This is a genomic window from Sphingobium cloacae (genome assembly GCF_002355855.1).
GTDB lineage: Bacteria > Pseudomonadota > Alphaproteobacteria > Sphingomonadales > Sphingomonadaceae > Sphingobium > Sphingobium cloacae.
Genome location: NZ_AP017655.1, coordinates 202220 through 219753, shown reverse-complemented (window position 1 = coordinate 219753; position 17534 = coordinate 202220). Strand labels below are relative to the sequence as shown.

General features: G+C 65.4%; 23 protein-coding genes and 1 pseudogene. 17 read left to right on the top strand and 7 right to left on the bottom strand.

Annotated elements, in window-relative coordinates:
* The first annotated feature begins 10 nt into the window (after positions 1–10).
* Positions 11–592, top strand: a complete 582-nt coding sequence (locus SCLO_RS01195; RefSeq protein ID WP_066516531.1) for a hypothetical protein — start codon at positions 11–13, stop codon at positions 590–592.
* Positions 593–613: 21 nt separating this feature from the next.
* Here SCLO_RS01195 and SCLO_RS01190 read toward each other — a convergent pair whose 3' ends face one another.
* From SCLO_RS01190 to SCLO_RS01180, 3 genes are all read right to left on the bottom strand, one after another.
* Complete coding sequence (locus SCLO_RS01190; protein ID WP_231923302.1) at positions 614–1048, bottom strand: hypothetical protein; 435 nt, start codon at positions 1046–1048, stop codon at positions 614–616.
* A 71-nt stretch (positions 1049–1119) separates the two neighbouring features.
* Positions 1120–1728: an NAD(P)H-dependent oxidoreductase gene (locus SCLO_RS01185; RefSeq protein WP_066516525.1), complete on the bottom strand. Its 609-nt coding sequence runs from the start codon at positions 1726–1728 to the stop codon at positions 1120–1122.
* A gap of 11 nt (positions 1729–1739) precedes the next feature.
* Positions 1740–2852 (bottom strand): endonuclease/exonuclease/phosphatase family protein, encoded by a 1113-nt coding sequence (locus SCLO_RS01180; protein WP_066516523.1) that lies wholly within the window; start codon positions 2850–2852, stop codon positions 1740–1742.
* Positions 2853–3197: 345 nt separating this feature from the next.
* Here SCLO_RS01180 and SCLO_RS01170 point away from each other — a divergent pair, with 345 nt between their 5' ends.
* Positions 3198–3704 (top strand): SRPBCC family protein, encoded by a 507-nt coding sequence (locus SCLO_RS01170; protein WP_083949052.1) that lies wholly within the window; start codon positions 3198–3200, stop codon positions 3702–3704.
* Positions 3705–3769: 65 nt separating this feature from the next.
* On the opposite strand, the gene SCLO_RS01165 is transcribed toward SCLO_RS01170, so the two are convergent.
* The 3 genes from SCLO_RS01165 to SCLO_RS01155 all read right to left on the bottom strand — a co-directional run bounded on the left by SCLO_RS01165 (position 3770) and on the right by SCLO_RS01155 (position 5262).
* Complete coding sequence (locus SCLO_RS01165; protein ID WP_066516521.1) at positions 3770–4246, bottom strand: redoxin domain-containing protein; 477 nt, start codon at positions 4244–4246, stop codon at positions 3770–3772.
* A gap of 64 nt (positions 4247–4310) precedes the next feature.
* Entirely contained in the window at positions 4311–4556 is a 246-nt protein-coding gene (locus tag SCLO_RS01160; RefSeq protein WP_066516519.1) for a thioredoxin, read from the bottom strand.
* A 79-nt stretch (positions 4557–4635) separates the two neighbouring features.
* Positions 4636–5262 (bottom strand): MarR family winged helix-turn-helix transcriptional regulator, encoded by a 627-nt coding sequence (locus tag SCLO_RS01155; RefSeq protein WP_066516518.1) that lies wholly within the window; start codon positions 5260–5262, stop codon positions 4636–4638.
* A gap of 89 nt (positions 5263–5351) precedes the next feature.
* Between SCLO_RS01155 and SCLO_RS01150 the strand changes: the two genes are divergently transcribed.
* Together SCLO_RS01150 and SCLO_RS01145 are read left to right on the top strand one after the other, a co-directional pair.
* Positions 5352–6176, top strand: coding sequence for a YggS family pyridoxal phosphate-dependent enzyme (locus SCLO_RS01150; protein ID WP_066516516.1), 825 nt, complete (start codon positions 5352–5354; stop codon positions 6174–6176).
* Positions 6166–6345, top strand: a pseudogene (locus SCLO_RS01145) (group III truncated hemoglobin); the annotation flags it as partial. The gene SCLO_RS01150 and the pseudogene SCLO_RS01145, both read left to right, overlap by 11 nt.
* Before the next feature lie 517 nt (positions 6346–6862).
* Here SCLO_RS01145 and SCLO_RS01140 read toward each other — a convergent pair.
* Positions 6863–7279 carry a helix-turn-helix domain-containing protein gene (locus SCLO_RS01140; protein WP_066516514.1) on the bottom strand — a complete coding sequence of 139 codons (417 nt, stop codon included), beginning with the start codon at positions 7277–7279 and terminating at the stop codon, positions 6863–6865.
* Positions 7280–7727: 448 nt separating this feature from the next.
* Here SCLO_RS01140 and SCLO_RS01135 point away from each other — a divergent pair, with 448 nt between their 5' ends.
* The 13 genes from SCLO_RS01135 to SCLO_RS01075 all read left to right on the top strand — a co-directional run bounded on the left by SCLO_RS01135 (position 7728) and on the right by SCLO_RS01075 (position 17521).
* Complete coding sequence (locus SCLO_RS01135) at positions 7728–8045, top strand: hypothetical protein (protein WP_066516513.1); 318 nt, start codon at positions 7728–7730, stop codon at positions 8043–8045.
* On the top strand, positions 8032–8802 hold the full coding sequence (locus SCLO_RS01130) for a DsbC family protein (RefSeq protein WP_066516512.1): 771 nt from the start codon (positions 8032–8034) through the stop codon (positions 8800–8802). Before SCLO_RS01135 ends, SCLO_RS01130 begins: the two co-directional genes overlap by 14 nt.
* A gap of 157 nt (positions 8803–8959) precedes the next feature.
* On the top strand, positions 8960–9277 hold the full coding sequence (locus tag SCLO_RS01125; protein ID WP_066516587.1) for a hypothetical protein: 318 nt from the start codon (positions 8960–8962) through the stop codon (positions 9275–9277).
* 134 nt (positions 9278–9411) lie between these two features.
* Entirely contained in the window at positions 9412–9678 is a 267-nt protein-coding gene (locus SCLO_RS01120) for a type IV conjugative transfer system protein TraL (RefSeq protein ID WP_066516510.1), read from the top strand.
* Positions 9679–9687: 9 nt separating this feature from the next.
* On the top strand, positions 9688–10326 hold the full coding sequence (locus SCLO_RS01115; RefSeq protein ID WP_066516509.1) for a TraE/TraK family type IV conjugative transfer system protein: 639 nt from the start codon (positions 9688–9690) through the stop codon (positions 10324–10326).
* Positions 10310–11068, top strand: coding sequence for a type-F conjugative transfer system secretin TraK (locus SCLO_RS01110; protein ID WP_066516508.1), 759 nt, complete (start codon positions 10310–10312; stop codon positions 11066–11068). Before SCLO_RS01115 ends, SCLO_RS01110 begins: the two co-directional genes overlap by 17 nt.
* On the top strand, positions 11065–12357 hold the full coding sequence (locus SCLO_RS01105) for a TraB/VirB10 family protein (protein WP_066516506.1): 1293 nt from the start codon (positions 11065–11067) through the stop codon (positions 12355–12357). The genes SCLO_RS01110 and SCLO_RS01105 overlap by 4 nt, the downstream gene beginning before the upstream one ends.
* A 35-nt stretch (positions 12358–12392) precedes the next feature.
* Complete coding sequence (locus SCLO_RS01100; RefSeq protein WP_066516505.1) at positions 12393–13007, top strand: TraV family lipoprotein; 615 nt, start codon at positions 12393–12395, stop codon at positions 13005–13007.
* Positions 13004–15502, top strand: coding sequence for a TraC family protein (locus SCLO_RS01095; RefSeq protein ID WP_066516504.1), 2499 nt, complete (start codon positions 13004–13006; stop codon positions 15500–15502). The genes SCLO_RS01100 and SCLO_RS01095 overlap by 4 nt, the downstream gene beginning before the upstream one ends.
* Positions 15486–15809: a hypothetical protein gene (locus tag SCLO_RS01090; protein WP_306304822.1), complete on the top strand. Its 324-nt coding sequence runs from the start codon at positions 15486–15488 to the stop codon at positions 15807–15809. The genes SCLO_RS01095 and SCLO_RS01090 overlap by 17 nt, the downstream gene beginning before the upstream one ends.
* A gap of 5 nt (positions 15810–15814) precedes the next feature.
* Positions 15815–16633, top strand: coding sequence for a hypothetical protein (locus SCLO_RS01085; protein WP_123905423.1), 819 nt, complete (start codon positions 15815–15817; stop codon positions 16631–16633).
* Entirely contained in the window at positions 16630–16866 is a 237-nt protein-coding gene (locus tag SCLO_RS01080) for a hypothetical protein (RefSeq protein WP_066516585.1), read from the top strand. Before SCLO_RS01085 ends, SCLO_RS01080 begins: the two co-directional genes overlap by 4 nt.
* Positions 16856–17521, top strand: coding sequence for a conjugal transfer protein TraW (locus tag SCLO_RS01075; RefSeq protein ID WP_066516500.1), 666 nt, complete (start codon positions 16856–16858; stop codon positions 17519–17521). The genes SCLO_RS01080 and SCLO_RS01075 overlap by 11 nt, the downstream gene beginning before the upstream one ends.
* Positions 17522–17534: the final 13 nt, after the last annotated feature.

Genomic DNA, 17534 nt, shown 5'->3' with positions numbered 1-17534 from the left:
AGCATGTCCCATGACCTTCATTTCAATCGACTTCGAAGCCTCCTGCCTGCCGTACCACGGCCGCTCCTTCCCTATCGAGGTGGGCATCGCATGCGCCGGAGAAGCGGCGCGATCCTGGCTGATCCGACCCCATGACGATTGGGCGGGCTGGGACTGGACCGGCGAAGCGCAATCGCTTCACGGCCTGACCCGCGAGCGGCTCGAGCGCGACGGCCTCCCCGCCGAACATGTGATCGCGGAACTGACCGCTGCAATCGGAACATCCCGGCTCGTTGCTGACAGCTACCTCGACGCTGTATGGCTGACGACCCTGGCGGACGCTGCCCGAACGGATTCACCTGCCGAGATCGTGCATATTGAGGAGGTGATCGACCGATTGGGTGCCGACGACGCGGAGATTGCGCGTGCGCAGGTCCGGGTGAATGCTTGCTCCTTCGTCCGCCATCGCGCCGGCGGCGATGCCCAATGGCTTGCAGAATTCATCGCCGCGCTCGAGGCGATCGTGGCGGAGCGTGAACCCGCAGGCGGACCGCCATTGTTCAATTGGGCTGCGCCGCGGCCGGCGCTCTGGCCGATCGGAATCGCAGCCTGACGCAGGATATCGTCGTCGCTCTTACCGCTTCTTCATGCGTTTCAGCCGGCGAGCGTTCGCGGTTGCGCGGGCATGAACCGGCTTCACCGCGCCCGCGCCAAGCGCAACGCTGCGTTCTAACGCCCGCACGCCATGCGCGATCGTGCGGGCTGTCATCGCGTTCCACTCGGCCGCAGTCGGCGGCCGTCCCCTGAACGCCATCGCCCCGAGGTGCTGAGCCTGGGTCAGCGCGTCGGCATGGATCGCCCACCACTGGCCGACGATCGCCGAGCCGGCCTTCGAGAATGCCTCGACCTTTTCCGGGACCATAAGCGCGAGTTCGTGATAGTCCGCCTCGAGCGGCGACCGCAATGCGGTTCGGATCAGATCCGATCGAGCCTCGATGACGTCCTGCGAAGCCGCTATCGTTTCGGCCGTGCGGTGCCCCGCCCGCGCCAGTTCGAGAGCCGAGTCCATGATTCGGGTCCAGAAGGTGAAGGGGTCAAGCAATGCTGAAGCCCTCCTTGTGCGACAAAGTGTCGAGACCGTCATCCATGGCCGGTCGTCCTGCCGCGCCGGAGCGAAGCTGCCGATGCCGCCAGCCGCTCGATCGTGCGCCGCCAGGCGGCGATGTTCTTCTCGGCGCCGCCGTGGCGAACCGGACCGAGCTTGACGATGCGAACCGGCTTGAAGCCACAGAAGCCGAGGATCTGGCCGCGCCAGCGGCGCACGACCGGATTGCCGTAGGCGAGCCACAGATACCAGGACGGGGTGTCGGTGGTGACGATCGCGTCGGCCGAGCGCCCCGCCAGCAGCCGATCCCAGAAAGGATCGTCCCTGTGATAGCGAAACGCGAAGCCGGGCAGCAGCACGCGGTCGATGAACCCCTTGAGCAAAGCCGGTTCGCTGCCCCACCACATCGGGAATCCGACTACGAGATGATCGCAGGCGATGATCGCGGCGGCGACCCGCTCGAGATCCGGTTCGAGCGGCTGCACTTCCGCATAGCCGCGCCGCAAGTTCGGCTCGAACGCGAGATCGCGCACCGCGATGCGCTCAACCTCGAAACCGTCGCCGAGCGCGGCCTGGTAGATATCGAGCAGGTGGCTGGCGAGCCGGCCTTCGTCGGGATGACCGTCGAGGATGAGGACGCGCATCGCAGGCTCCGTTACAAGTCGATCTCGGCCCACAGCGCCGCATGGTCCGAGCCGGCATCGGCCTTCCTGCCGACCTCGGGATAGGCCTCCCAGCGCTTCGGCCGCGAGCCGGGCCACATGCCGGTGCGGAACACGCCGCCCGACCGCACGCGATCGAACAGCGAAGGCGAGAGCAGCATATAGTCGATCTTGTTGGCCGCGTTGCACAGGCCGTAGGTGCCGGGATAGCCGCCGTCGTCGAACGCGGGATGGGCGAAGATGTCCTGAAGGTCTGTGTCTTCGAGTAGCGGCGCCAGCGGCGCGCTAGTCGGCGTGTCGTTGAAATCGCCGATCACCGCGACATGTGCCGCGCCATGATCGGTCAGCTCGTGGTAGATCGCGGCGATGCGCTCGGCCTGGGCCTTGCGCTTCGCGTTCGAGGCCGCCGTGCCGCCATAGCCCTTGCTCTTGAGATGGTTGACCAGGACGAGCAGCGTCTCGCCGCCCGGCGTCGTCACCTCGAATTGCGGGCAGTCGCGCGAGAAAACGGGCTGGCCGCTGGGCAGCCGGTCATCGACGCGGCTCCGCATCGCGCCGATCGGATAGTCCTCGCCGCTCATCAGCCCGACGTCGATGCCGCGCTCGTCATTGCCGTCGATCAGCATGACATGACGAAAAGGCGTGCCGCCGAGCGCCGGCAGGATCTCGCTGTTGAACGCCGCCAGCACCGGGCGGCTCTCGGCTTCGACGACGCCGAGCACGTCGGCCTGGAGATCCATCATGACCCGCGCGGTATTGCGCATCGCATGTTCGTTGACCGGCTCGTCGCGCAGTTCGAGCGAACCCACCCAGTCGGCGCGGCCCTCCGCCTCGATCACGATGCCGCCCGCCTGGGGCCGGCGCAGCAGGCCGCCGCGGTTGCGCCGCAGGATGACGAACGGGCCGGTGTCGGACTTTTCCAGGCCAAGGTCGCGCAGCAACTCCACCATCCGCACCTTGTCGGCGGGCGCATAATGGATCTGACCGAGAAGTCCGTTGAGCGCTGCGAACTTCTCCAGCACCGGACGACCTTCTTCCCAGCTGTCGAGATTCATCGCCTTGGCACGGTCGAACAGATTCTCGACATTATAGACAGCCAGCTTCATCTTCTTCTTCCCTCGTTCCGGGCCATCATGCCCGGCGACTGTTGCGCGCACGAGACGGGAGTAGGGACTTCGTTCGACAGACACCGCTGCCCTTCGCGGCCCGAACAATCCCATCCCCCCGCGATCATCCGCACGCAGAAGACCCTGCTATGCCGACCCGCAACGTCGTTTTGACCGATCATCAACAGGATGTCGCGGAGACATTGGTGCGCTCGGGCCGTTACCAGAACGCTAGCGAGGTTATCCCCAGCGATCGGGGATGAGTAAAGGAGCCGCTAGATCGGTGAGGGCAACAAGCAATCCGCATCGTAGTGCCACGGCGGCAGATACGTGCCGACGGGGGAAATGGAGGCGCTGGCGCCCGCGCTGACAACCTTTTCCCAAAGCGGGCGTTGGCATCAGCACGCACTATCCAGGAGCAATGCAATGGCGCAGATTGAGGAAAGCGCGGAATTGAACCGCAATGCGGACGACGCTTGGCGCGCGTTTGGAGCCTGGGAGGCGGTGGCCGACTGGCACCCCATGCTGGAGCGCGTCGAAGCTGACGGAAACCAACCTGGCGCGAGGCGCCGGGCTTACACCAAAGACGGCCAGGAACAGGTTGAGCGCTTGGTATCGCGGGACGAGGCGTCGCGCAGCTATCGCTACGCCATGGTCGAAACGGGACTTCCGGTCGAAAACTACATGGCCGAGTTCCGCATCGATGCCGTCGATGCGGACCATAGCAAGGTCACCTGGACTGCCCGCTTCGACGAAATCGGCAGGAAAGGCGAAGGCGCCGAAGCCGTGCGTGGCTTTTTCGAAGCGGGCGTGAAGGCGCTGGCGTCGTCGTGCCCGAGTTCAGGCATATAGGTTACGGGCAAAGCATGGGGAGCCCAGTTCACCTGCATCGTCGGCGCCCCGCCAGAATCGCGAATTCAGGACGACACCTCTCGAATGAGCGCCATGATCTCGGCGCCGAGGCGAAGGTCGGGCACTAGCCCGAAATGCTGCGCGCGCCGATGACCCTTGCGGTCGATCAGGATCAGCGTCGGCGTTCCCTGCATGGCGTAATTGCGCATCGTGCGCGGCAGCGGGCCATCCCCGCCCGCTTCATCGACGCCGACGGGAAAGCCGATGCGATATTCGTGAAGAAACGCTTCGAGCGAAACCGGGGTCTGGGCGTCCTGATGCTCGAACACGCAGTGCAGCCCCAGGACGATGACATCGTCGCGGCTGAACGTCTCGAACACGCGGCCGGCTTGCGGCAGGCCATGACCGACACAGCCCGGGCAGAGCATCTGGAAGGCTTCCATGACGACGACGCGGCCGCGCAGCGCGTCGAGCGTCACGGGCTCATCGGTGTTGAACCATTGGCTTGCCGCGATCGGCGGCGCGGGCCTGGTCTGGGTCATGGACCGCTCCTCGTCGGGACGGGCGGCGATCGCCCGGCGACGACGCGCGCCGCCGGGCGGGCCGTCAGGCCGCTCCCTTCACATCGGCGAGCGACGCGCCGAAATTGATATGGAACGGCTGGCCGCCCATGACGAGCGCCGGGACAGACTCGACGCCGGCCGCTTCCGCTTCGGCGATCCGGCCGGGCGCTTCGCCCAGATGAACGATCTCGACGTCATAGGCGGCGGGATCGAGCGCGTGGGCCAAGCCCTGTTCGGCGCTGAGGCACACCGGGCATCCGGCGTGGTAAAACGTGGCTTTCTGGGTCATGATGACATGTTCGCTTTCTTTACCTGAGGGTGGACAACCAAGAGTGCCTCGTCCGTTACCGCGGGCGGGGCGCTCGCTCTCATGCCGCCGCTTCCTTGAAACGGGTCCAGCTTTCGAGCTGGACCGAAGCGTCGGCCGCAACGTGTTCGCCGCAATCGAGCCGCACGGCGGCGTCCCCGAAAGCGGCGTCCACGAAGGCGCAGTGATGCGGGCGGGCCGCATCCGAATGGGCGTGGGGTCGGAAATGCGCGCAAGAAACGCACATCCGCTGCACTGGTATGGCGCGGCGCTCCTGAAGCGCGCCGATCATCTTGACGAGCCCCCTGGTGAAGGCCGCTTGCTCCACCGGATCGAGCGCGTCGATCGCGCCGAGCAGCGCATCGGGCCAGACCGCCAGTTCGTGCGCGAGACGCCGCCCGGTTTCGGTGGCATGCAGCAGGGTGGCGCGCGCGTCGTCGGGATCGGAACGCCGTTCGACATGGTCCTTGCGCACCAGTGTCGTCACCGCCTCGCTGGCCGTGGACTGGGTCACGGCCAGCGCCTCGGCGACGGCGCTCACGCGGGCCGGCCCGCGCTGGACAAGATGGACGAGGATCTGCGCCTGGGTCGGGCTCAGATTTTTCGTGCCGGCCTGGCTCCAGGCGTCCGCGCGCAGCGCCATGCCGATCCTGGCCAGGCCCGTCGCTATGTTGGCGCTTGCTGTCATCGGCAGCCTTTATTTAGTTCGGACTACGATGTATATAAAATCCGGGAAAGGAGCAACAGTGTCGTGGATGGTATCGGCAGTTGGCGACAATGAGCGGAGAGACAGTTCTCTCGGCGGTGGACGGCGAGCGGTTTGGTTCATCGCCTGCCGCGAGCTTCGCCCGCAACCTGGCAAGCGTCCGCGCCCGCATCGCCGCCGCCTGCGCGCGCAGTGGGCGCGCGGTCGAGGGTGTCCGGCTTATGATCGTCACCAAGACCGTCCCGGCGCCGATCCTGCGGCTCGCCCATCACGCCGGGCTGTCGGATATAGGCGAGAACAAGCTGCAGGAGGCCCGCGACAAGCACGGCCTGCTGGCCGACCTGCCGATCCGGTGGAGCATCATCGGCCATCTCCAGACCAACAAGGTCAAATATCTCGTCCGCTTCGCATCGGAGTTCCATGCGCTCGACAGCCTGAGGCTGGCCGACGCCCTCAACCGCCGGCTCGAGGCCGAGGGGCGCGACCTGGATGTGTTCGTGCAGGTCAATACCTCGGGGGAGCCGAGCAAGTTCGGCCTGGCCGCGGACGATCTGACGCCTTTCGTCGAGCGCCTTGCCGATTTTCCCCGGCTGCGGCCGCGCGGCCTGATGACGCTAGCCCTGTTCAGTGCGGACGCCGATCGCGTGCGGCCGTGCTTCCGGCTGCTGCGCGCGCTGCGCGACCAGGCGGCTACCGTCGATGAGCGTCTTGCCGGGCTGTCGATGGGGATGTCGGGGGATTATGAGATCGCCATCGAGGAAGGCGCAACCGTCGTGCGCGTTGGGCAGGCGATTTTCGGCGCGCGTCCGGGCGGCGACGCACATTACTGGCCCGGCCTCATTCCGCCCGGAAACGCCGGCGGTCATCCAGACGGAAGCCGGGACCGTGGCGGCTGACGCCAGAATCGACGACGCCGCGCTGGGCCGGCTCGTCACCGCCTTTTATGCGCGGGTCCGGGAGGATGCGGAGCTTGGCCCAATCTTCAACGACGCGGTTCACGACTGGTCCGCGCATCTGACGACGCTGATCGCCTTCTGGTTGTCGGTGATGCCGACCAGCGGCCGTTAAACGAACTCCGCATTGGCGAGCAGCCGGTCCGGACAACCGTGCGCCCGTTCGAGCGCGATCAACGGGAGATGGTCGATCGCATCGAGCGCCGATAAGTCATTTTGGTCATGGCACGGCGGTCATCCTTTCTCGGTTCGGGGGGTTGCACTTCTGCCACCAAACTTCCCGCAATCGGCTCGCGGCTAGAGCCGTTCACGGTTCCCGCCGCCAATGCGCCCTTGCTCTGGGCAAGGTCGCTCTGGTTTCACATCCTGACAGATCCCTCGCGTCGGCTATGCGAACCAGCCAGAGGGCGTAGGACAGGGTCGCGCATTTTCGTGAGCAGCATCTGGGGTTCCGGCTGTGCGCGGTGTGCCCCTTTTTGCGCTGCTGACAGATCTGGTCGGGAACAGATGGCATTCAGTGTCCGCCAGGTGAAAAGTGCGGAGGGCATCCGAGCATGTCACTCGCTGGCGCTCGAGAGGAGATGGTTCGCCACGAGGCCGAGCGTCGCACTTCTGCGAGCCTTCGGGTTTCATATCTGGTCGCTCTCATCGCCGCGCCGCCATTGAGGTGAGAGATCCTGCTTGAGCGAGGTGAGCACCGAATCCGATATCATCTCGATGCACTTGCGCTCGATCGCGGGCAGATCGCCGTAAATCAGCTGGCGCGGGAACCGCATGCGCTGGCCCGCAAAAAGGATCGAAAAGGCGATATGTCCCGTCGGCATACCGAGGCAAAGCGTGGCCCGCAGATGATCCTCCAGCTTCGTGCCCGGCGCACCCGCTTCGATCTCGCGCACCCAGCGCGGGCTGCCGCCCATATTGCCGGCAAGGTCTATTTGCGTGATGCCACGTAGAGTCCGCTCGTGCCTGATGCGCTCGCCGGACAGCAGCTTGATTTCCCTGAAAATCGACGTGTCGACGGCGGCAAATTTATCGTCAGGCTCCATGGTCTCGTCCTCCGCGGCAACGCCTTCTGGCGCGATGGATCGACCGAAAGATCTAAATGGTCCCGATAATCATCCGCAATAATAGATGCTGTTGATTTTAGAGGAAAGTAACTGCCGATTACGGATGATGATGCCGCAATGAGGTCTGAATACGCCGCAATCGGCACTTCATTGCCGAATTCATCCAATGTGAATTGATCAGGACCTCAGCTTCCCCAAATCGTGTCAAAGCGGCATAAACCCACCCATTGATGTCCAAACGAAACTATTTTCGCACAATTCCGGCTAATTTCGAAGCTGGCGGCACTCCTCTGCCGGGGCCTGTTGCAATCGACTTCGATTCCCATCAGTCAGAACTCAGCCGAACAACCCAAGTCGAATCTGACCTGATACTTCGGATCGTTAAGTAATTTTAACCTTGGCGCGGTGCGTCAACAAGGAGTCGTGCATGAAGCCGATTGCCAGAGCGATGACGGCTGCCCTGAGCGTGCTCGTCGTCACGACGACGGCCTGCGCGACGGCGGGCGATCGTGCCCGGCGAGCCGGCGTCACGCCCGACCCCGAGCGGCCACGCTCCATTGCCGCGACGGCGGAAGGCTTCGTGATCCGCGCGGCGGCATCGTCGGCCCCGGGCACGGCGGAGCGCGGTGCCGTGTCCGCCATGGATCGTGAACACATTCAGGTGGGATCGGGCACGCATCTCGATGTGCGGCTGCTCTCCCGCCCGGCCAGTCCCCATCAGGAGATTTTGCATGCGCATCGGTAAACTGGGGGCGGTAGCCCTCGCCCTGCCTCTGATCCTCGCGAGCCAAACCGCAGCCTCCGCGCAACAAGCCGATCCGCTCACAGCGGCGGCGCGCGAAGCCGAGAGCGAGTTGCGGCAGACCTTCACCAATCTCCAGTTCGAGGATTTCGGGCCGGCGCCGGTCAAGGGTCCGATCTACCAGGCGAGCGCGGGTGGTCGCATTATCTACTACGCGCCCGAGAGCGAGCACCTGCTATTCGCGGAGGTATACGACCGCAACGGGCAGAACCTGACCGCGCTGGCTCAGAATGCCGCTGCTGCCAGGAAGCTCGCCGCGATCGACATCAGCAAGGCGCTGGCCATCGGTCCCGAGGGCGCACCGACCGTCATCGAATTCACCGATCCCGATTGCCCCTATTGCCGCGCGCTCGATCGCTTCTGGGCGGCAAAGGCGGCCGAGGGCAAGCCGGTGCGGCGCCTCATCTTCTTCGTCTCCGGCATCCATCCCGAGGCGGCCGCCAAGGCAGAGCATGTCCATTGCTCGCCCGACAAGGAGGCCGCGTTCAAGGCGATCTATGGCGGAGCCGCGCCCACGCCCATGCGCAAATGCGCCGAAGGCAGAGCGCGGGTCGAAGCCGACGCCGGGGTCGTGCGCAGCATCGGGATCACGGGCACGCCGACGCTGATCGCACAAGGCAAGATCATTTCTGGCTTCCGGCAGGCCGAGATCGAGGAGTTCCTCGCCGGGTCCAAGGCGCTCGCCGATGCCGGGCGCTGATCATGTCCCGATCCCTGGCACGGCGATCGCTGCGCCAGCCCCTTGCCGGCGGCAGGGCCCGAACCGGGTCGTCCAGCCTCGCCGCCGGCCGACAGCGATCCCAATCGATGCCGGCAAGCAGATCCCGGAGCGGCCCATCTTCACAGGAGCAAAATGCATGTTGAGGACCATTGGTCGGCAGACCGTCTCGTTCGCCAATGTCGGCATCCCTTTGACCGCGATCGCCTTGCTCGGCGCGGGAGGGGCCCACGCCTTCTCCGCGCCGGCTGCGGGCGACCTTGGCTACGACATCTACGATATCGTCGTGAACCAGGGCGTCAAAGGCCCGCTCGGTTTCGTCGGCGGCGTCGCGGCCTTCCTGTTCGGCGTGAGCAGGCTGTTCAGCAACATCATGATCGGCATCCCGACAATCGTGGCCGCGGTCTGCCTGATCAAGGCGGACTCGATCCTCCAGACCTTCGGGATGGTGATCTGACGGTTCGGTCCGTGGTCCGCCCATGCGGACCTTGCGGACCTCAATGGGCCAGCGCGCGCAGGCGCGATGGCGAGACAGCCCACGAAGTTCAACCGGCTTCGCAGGGAGGTCACGACGCAAGGAGGAGAAGGCTCGTGGACGAGCGGCTACCCCAATATCTGCACAAGCCGGTTCAGATCCTGTGGTTCGGATCGGACGAATTCGTGCTGGTGATCACCGTCATCTTCGTCGCCGTAATCCTCGGCGGGATGCTCGGTTGGGGGCTCGTCGCGGGTCTTCTCCTTTTCGTTCCCTGGCTCCGCACCAAGCCGCGCGGCTTCATCCCGCATATGGCCTGGCGCTGGGGGCTGGTGGCTTTTCGCAATTATCCGGGTCCGACGCAGACCCGCTTCTTCGAGTGAGTCCAAGCGATGTTCGGACGCAAATCCCCCGACGCGCCGCCACGCGATCCGCTGCTCGGAAAGCCCGCGAGCTACGGGCTGCACCGCTACCTGCAAGGGTCGAGCAACCTGTTCGAAGAGAACCGGCTCCTGAAGCTCGCAGTGATTGGCCTGTTCGGGATCACGGCGGTGCTCGGCACGCTCATTTACACCTCGAACCAGAATACCCGCACCGTGGTGGTGCCCTTCGGTAGCGGCGGCGACCTCTATGTGACCGGCAGCGAGCCGTCCGCGGCATATCTGCGCACGATCACACGCAACGTGGTGTCGCTGTCGGGCACCTATTCGGCCTATTCGGCGGACCGGCAGTTCCAGGAACTGCTCTCGATCGTCCACCCCTCGACCTACAACAGCGTACGGGACAGCCTCAACCGCCTGCTCGACGAGTTGGCCGACAATCCGACGCTGTCGATCGCCACATACATCCGCCCCGATCAGCCCGTCACCTGGACCAGGACCGAGATCCTCGTCCCCGTCGAGAAGGTGCGCGTGATCGGCGGCGTGATCCGCAAGTTCCGGGGCAATCTGCGGATTCGATACGTGATCGACAACGGCCGCTTCTGGCTGACCGCCCTCAATGAGGAGAAGTTTGATGCACAGCCCCGCTGAGCGGCTGCTGGCGTTCGGCCTCGCCCTGATGCCGCTGCCCGTCATGGCGCAGACCATCGCCGCGCTGCCCGACCAGACCAGCACGATCCGCCTGTCGAACCGCGACATCAACCATGTCATCTGCGCGGGCGGCGAGATCGAGGACGTCAAGTTCTCCGCCGAGAAGGCGATCGCCGTCGAAAAAGCCGGACGTGACGCGTGGATCAAGTTTCTCGTCCGCGAGATCGACGATGCCGGTGCGGTGACGCGGACCTTCGTGACGGTCCCGTCCGAATTCTTCATCACCTGCAACGGCGCGGTCTATGCGCTTTACGCCGAGCCATCCGACATTCCGGCGCAGACGGTGACGTTGCAGCCGGGGGGTGCCCAGCGCGCACAGGCAAACGAGGAGCTGCTCGGGCCGCTGGTCGAGGAAGAACGCGCGGTCTCGATCACGCTTTCAATGCTGCAGGACCGGATACCGGCAAGCTTCACCAGTGTCGCACCGCGCTCGAGCCCGCTCCGGCTGGGGTTGCTGCCCGATGCCAGCATCGAGGAACGCCGCCGCATCGAGGTCGACGGCTCGGGCCTCTCGGCATCGGAATATCTGGTGTCGGTGGCAGCCGACACGCAGCTCGACGAACGCAGCTTCCTCGACAGCGCGCTCGGCGCCAATATCTTCGCGGTCACGCTCGATCGCGGCACTCTCTCGGCGGGAGAGACCGCGCGGCTGATCGTCGTGCGCCGGGGAGCTGGGCAATGAGCCCCGCCGGCCCCAACGACCGCAGCCCCGGCGATCGTAGCGACGAGCTCGACCTGGATGGTTTTCAGGAAGAGCGTGCCCGCCCGAACCTCGCCCCTCGCGGCCCCGCGCTGCTCGATCTCAAGGCGCGCTGGCAGACGCTGAACGCGCGCCAACAACTGCGCCTGAAGCAACTCGGGGTCGCCGGCGTGATCGGCGCGCTGGGGCTCGGCCTGTATTCGGCGAGCGGCGACAAGGCGGAACTAGCCACGGCGCCGCCGAGCTCGCATCTCGACATGGGCGCCGGTCTTCGCGGCGACAGTCTCGAGATCAAGCTGCGCGGCGATCTGAAGAAAATCCTTGATGGCCAGACCCTGCTCGGTGAGCGCGTGACCGCGATCGAGGAAGGCAAGATCGTGCCTGGGGCCGGCACGGCGGGCGCGATCGACGGCGACCTGCCGCCGGCGATCCCCGGCGCGGTTCCCGACTTTCCCGAGCCGCCCGCGGCCGGCGATATCGATCCATCGGCGTCTGCTCCTCCGGCGCCTCCGTCAGCGCCGCCCGCGCCCCCCGCCCCGCCGGTCGAGAAGACCGTTGGCGCGATCGGCGCCGCGACGGCGCCCGTCGGCGGCGGCGATGCGGCAGCGGGCGCTAAAAAAAAGACCCGGACGATCTATTTGCCGCCTGGTTTCATGAAGGCGCGGCTCTTGACCGGGATCGACGCGCTGGCGAGCCGGGACGCGACCAACAATCCCGAGCCGCTGATCGCACGTGTCCAGGCGCCTGCCGTGCTGCCCAATGACGTCAAGGCCAACCTCTCCGGCTGTTTCGTCATCGGCAACGCCACGGGATCGCTGGCCAAGGAACGGGTCGAGGTCCAGCTCGTCTCGCTCTCTTGCGTCGACTTCGACGAACGCTCGGTCGTCGATCAGCCGATCAAGGGTTTCTTCGTCGACGCGGACGGTAAGAAGGGCCTCTCGGGCAAGGTCGTCACGCGTGCTGGCGCCGCGCTCGCGCGCTCGTTCATCGCGGGAACCATCACCGGGGTCGCGCAGACGGTCGAGAACACGGCCGGCAACGTCTCGACCTCGGCGCTTGGATCGGTCCGCACGCTCGATGCGGGCGATGCGGCCCAGGCAGGCATCGCCGGCGGCCTGTCGCGCTCGTCGGACAAGCTCACCGATTTCTATCTCGATCTCGCGCGCCAGGCCGGTCCCATCGTCGAAGTGGGTGCGGCCAAGGATGTGGTCGTCGTGATCCAGGAAGGCGTGTCCCTCGAAATCAAACCGACGGCGGGGAGCAAATTCTGATGCGCCCGCCCATCCCCCGCCACGGAGCACACCTCATGCCCCACACGCCGCGTCAGCGCGCCATGCGCGCCGCCAAGCTCATCCTCTTCCTTCCCGCGCTTGCCGCACTTGGCGGCTGCGCGACGCTGGGATCGGTCATGTCGCCGTATAGCGAGAAGTTCAGTTGCAAGAACGACGATCATGGCCAGTGCATCCATCCCGACAAGGCCTATGCCGATGCGGTGGCTGGCGTGGCATCGAAGTCCGATCCTGCCGTCACCAACGACAGGAAGCTGCTGAAGGACGGCAGGACCGCACGCGGTTCCGGCCAGGCAGGCTCGGGCAGACTGGCATCGGGTGCGTTCGCCGGCTACCGCGACTCCGTCTATCGCGAACTGCAGGGCCTGATCGAGCAGCCGGTCACGCCGATGCTCAAGCCCCCGCGCACGGTCCGCACGCTGATCCTGCCCTATGCCGACCGCCAGCGTCCCGACCGGCTCTACATGCCGCGCTACGTCTACTCGCTGGTCGAGCGGCCGCAATGGGTGGTCGGCGACTATCTGGTCACGCCGGCGTCGCCGGCAGCGCGCGCGAACGTGCTCGAGCAGGTCAGGGATCGTCCCGACGACGGCCAGAACGACACCCCGAACGACGGGGGCTCGCGGCCATGACCAGCTACCAATCGGGCATGACGCTCGCGCGGCTCCGCCGCAGCGTCGAGCGCGACAGCTATTCCGATTTTCTGCCGCTCGCTGCCTGGGTCGAGGAAGAACAGGCCTTCCTCACGATCGACGATGGCTGGGGCTATGCCTGGGAACTGGTTCCCGCCGCTTATTTGTTCGCGCATGTCCATGAGGCGCTGCTCGGGCTGCTCAACGTCAACTTTCCGGAGGGGACGATCCTCCAGCTTCAGAGCTTCGCCGATCCGCTGGTCGAAGGCGCGCTCGATGCCTTCCTCGACCTGAAGACGCGGCCCGATCCGCTGATCCAGGCCTCGGCGCGGCGGACCTTCGACTATCTGCAGGACGGCACCAACGGGCTGAAGGCGCTGCACGGCATCCCGGTCCGCAATTTCCGCACCTTCCTCTCGGTCAAGACGCGCGCGCCGATGGACAGCGATCTCAGGCGCCAGATCGAGGAGCAATTGTCCAAGCTCGGCATCCGTCCGATGGCGGCGGGCGAGATCGTCAGCTTCTACCGGCGCATCTTCAACGGCGTGCGCGCGGCCGCACCCGGTGTCTTCACTCAGACCGCCGATGTACCGCTGCGCCGCCAGATCATCGACGCGGGACCGGCGCTGCGCTTCGACGGGCCGGAAGTCTTCCTCGGCGACCAGGTTGCGCGCTGTCTCACGCCCAAGTCGCCGCCGAGGCGCATCACCGCCGAGCGCGCCAATCGCCTGACCGGCGGCATGCGCGGCTCGGCTGAGGACAGCGACCAGATCGGCGGCCCTTTCCTGTTCACCCTGAACGTCCTGTTCGACCATTCGCAGTTCGAGATCCACAAGCGAGCGCAGATCCTCTCGGCGCAGAAGGCGGCGGGCAGCTTTGCGGTCGAGGTCGGCAAGCAGATCGAGGAGATTTCATGGATCCTGGACGAGGTCGGCAACAGCCGCTTCGTCTCGGTGATCCCGACGCTATGGGTGTTCGGCCGCGACAGCCATCAGGCGCGCGAAATGGCCGCCCGCGCCAAGCGTCTGTGGGAATCGGAACCGCTGCCATGGATGGTGCAGGAGGAAAGCTACCTCAACCCTATCCTGCTCGCCGCGAGCCTGCCCTTCGGTCTTTACCCCGAGCGCCGCACGATCCGCATGCTCCAGCGCGATTTCCGCGTGCCGGTGCGCGCGGGCGTCCTGATGTCGCCGATCCAGACCGACTTTCGGGGCGGGGGGCGCCCCGCCCTGCTCTACACCGGACGCAAGGGACAGCTGATCACGCTCGATCTCTTCGATCCGCGGATCAACAACTATAATTTCATCGTCTCGGCGGAGTCCGGCGCGGGCAAGAGCTTCCTGCTCAATAACCTGTGCCAGCAGTATTTCGCACAGAACGCGCTCATCCGCATCATCGATATCGGCGGTTCGTACCGTAAGCTCTGCACCCTCTGCTCGGGCCGCTACATCGACCTCGGCGAAGAGCATCTCGTCCTCAATCCCTTCGATCTTGGCCTCGCGCTCGATGGCGACGATCGCGAATCCGCGATCAGCATGGCCGTGTCGATCGTCGCGGAAATGGCGAACGCTGCAACGCGGAAACCGGTCACGACGTCGGAATGGAACCTGCTCAAGTCCGCCGTGCAATGGGCGATCGACAGCGGGCGTGCCGAAGCCGGGATCGACGCGGTGCGCGAATGGCTGGGCGCCTATCCGGCCAACACGGCCTCCGACCTCGACCGGGTCGACCATTTGATCCCGACCGCGCGCGAGCTCGCCTTCAACCTGCGCGATTTCGGGTCGGAGGGGGCTTACGGCCATTATTTTAACGGCCCTTCCACCTTCGACATATCGGCCGACGAATTCGTGGTGCTGGAGCTGGAACGGCTCAAGGCCATGCCCGACCTGTTCAACGTCGTGATCATGGTGGTGGTGAACGCGGTCACCCAGGAACTCTACCTGTCCGCCCGCGACCGCCCGCGCTTCGTGCTCTGCGACGAAGCCGCGCAGTTCATGACGCGCGGCGACGGTCAGGACCTCTCGCGCTTGGCCGAAGCCTTCAGCCAGGGCTATCGTCGTGCCCGCAAATATCGGGGCAGCTTCGGGATCGTGCTCCAGAGCATGAACGACCTGCTGCTGTTCGGCGGCACGGGTCAGGTCATCCTTGAAAATGCCGCTACCCGATTCCTGCTCCAGGGTTCGACTTACGACAAGGCGGTCGAGAACAAGATCCTCGATTACTCGGGCTTCGTTCTCGACCTGCTGAAATCGGTCCGGAACAACAAGCCCAACTATAGCGAGGTGTTCATCGACAGCCCGCTCGGGCTCGGCATTGCCCGGCTCGTCGTCGATCCCTTCTCCTACTGGATCAACACCTCCGCCCCCGAGGACGTTGCCGCGTTCGAGGCGCTGGTGCGCGCAGGCCGCTCGCCGCTCGAAGCGGTCTGCGATCTCGCCGGGGTCAATCCCGCGGAAATCCTCACCCCTCAGGGAGGCTATGATGCTCAAGCGTAAGTCGCATTCCAACCAACTCGCGCTCGAGCTTTCGCCGGGCGACGATCTTGAATCCTATGTCGAGGCGCGCGTCGCCGCGCGGGCCGAGGCCGATGCGCTGCGCTGGCGGTTCCGGCTCGTCGTCATCGAATCGGTGATGATCGCGTCGCTGGTACTCGCGGCCGGCGTGGTTCTCGATCAGCCGATCGGTCTCGTCCTGCGCGGCGCGGGCGTCGTCGGAGCCGGCTGCTTCGTGACCGGGCTCATCCTGATCGGCCTCACCGGCGCTGCGGGTCGCCTGCTCGCCCGCTTCAGGAGGCCGCGATGATCTCCGTGTCACTCAACCGCGACGGCAATGGTCATCTCATCCCGGCCTACACCGAGCGCAGGCCCGGTGAAACGCTCTACGACTTCTTGCTCCGCTCGCGACAAGAGATGGCTCTCCATATCCGAATGCTCGAAGCGACCAGCGACGCGCAGACCGAATTGTTCGAGTCCGAACGCACCCGCTCGCGCCGCACCATGATCTCGCTTGCGTTCGGTGGATCAGGCTTCGCGGCAGCGACCTATCTCATGCTCGCCCACGAGGGGCTTGCAGGCAGCGGGCCTGCGCCGCTCCTCGCCGCGATAATCGGCGGATGCGCGCTGGCTGGCGCCGCGGTGCCTCTTGGCATTGCATCCATACTGGGCCGCGTTCCATCCTGGACATTGGCATCGGAGGATCTTGCACGGCGGCTTCTGCGCCGACCCCGGCGGATCACCCAGCCATGTGCCACCGTCCACACCTTGGTGAGCGCCGGCGAGGCTCAGCCACCAGTCCTTGCATCAGAACCAATGCCGGAGACCGAGATTCTCGCATGTGATCTCGACCGCGATCCCGACATCACGGTGCTCATTGAGGATCTTACCGTCGATCGGCTGGAGACACGCACCTTTCTCTGGGGCCTCGGTCTTCCGGTCTTCCAGGCCGCGATCATCACCATAACGCTCAGCGCCATGCGGGCCCGGTTTGGCGTACCGCTCGGCACCGTGATGACCGATGCACCGCTTGTCCTTGTCGTGTGCCTAGTCGGCTTCTTCTTCCTTCTCGGCTTCTCCGATCTTGCCAACACCGGCCTAGCGCGGCTGACGCTGTGGTGGAGGCGGCGATGAACGGCATCTTCTCCACCTCGCCTTGCCCGCCATCGATCCGCCTGCTGGTCGGCACTCATCTGCTGCTGATCGTGCAGTCGGGGCTGGTGCTGTGGTCGGCCCCGGACCTCGGCGGCAACCAGGCGCTCATCTGGCTGACCCTCGTGCTCGGCCTGTCGGCGTTCATCTGCGCGGTTTGCGGCGAAAGCCGGACGCCGCCTGTTCCATGGAGGGAGCGCCACCGTGGCCGATGAATCCGACCGCACGGGCTGGCCGATCGTCGTCTTCCAGTCCGCCTTGATCGCAGGGCTGATCGCCGGATCTCTGCTGCTTGCGTCCGCCGCTCGCGCCGAGACCTCGACCATCGGGCGCACCTGGCCGATCGCCGAGCCCGATGCGATGGCCGAAATCGAGGCCCGTGCGGCGCAGCATCCCCCGAATATGGCTGAGAAGTTCGGGCCACGCTCTGGCTGGAGCGCGCTCAAGGGCGCGACCCTCGCCACGACGCGCGAGGATCGGGTCCGGCATGTCGTGCCTTTCTACACGCTCGATACCGAGATTCGGCTCCCGGACGGCAAGCTGCTCTATCCAAAGGGCTTCACCTTCAATCCGCTCACCTATGTGTCGCTCCCGCAAAAGCTGGTGGTCGTCCATCCGCGCGATATCGGCTGGGCACTCAAGACCGCTGCGCTGACCGACTGGATCATCGTGACCGGCGGTGGTGATCCAAGCGACGACGCCCTGTCGCTGGGCGAGCGCCATGGCCGTGCGCTGTTCATGCTCGAAGAGCGGGTGAAGGACCGGCTCGGTCTCACCGTCGCGCCGGTGATTATCCGTCAGATCGGCCAGAAACTCGAACTGACCGAAGTGCGGCCCGACCGCGCCCAATCCCGAAAGGCAAATCCATGAGCCGGGTAGCTTC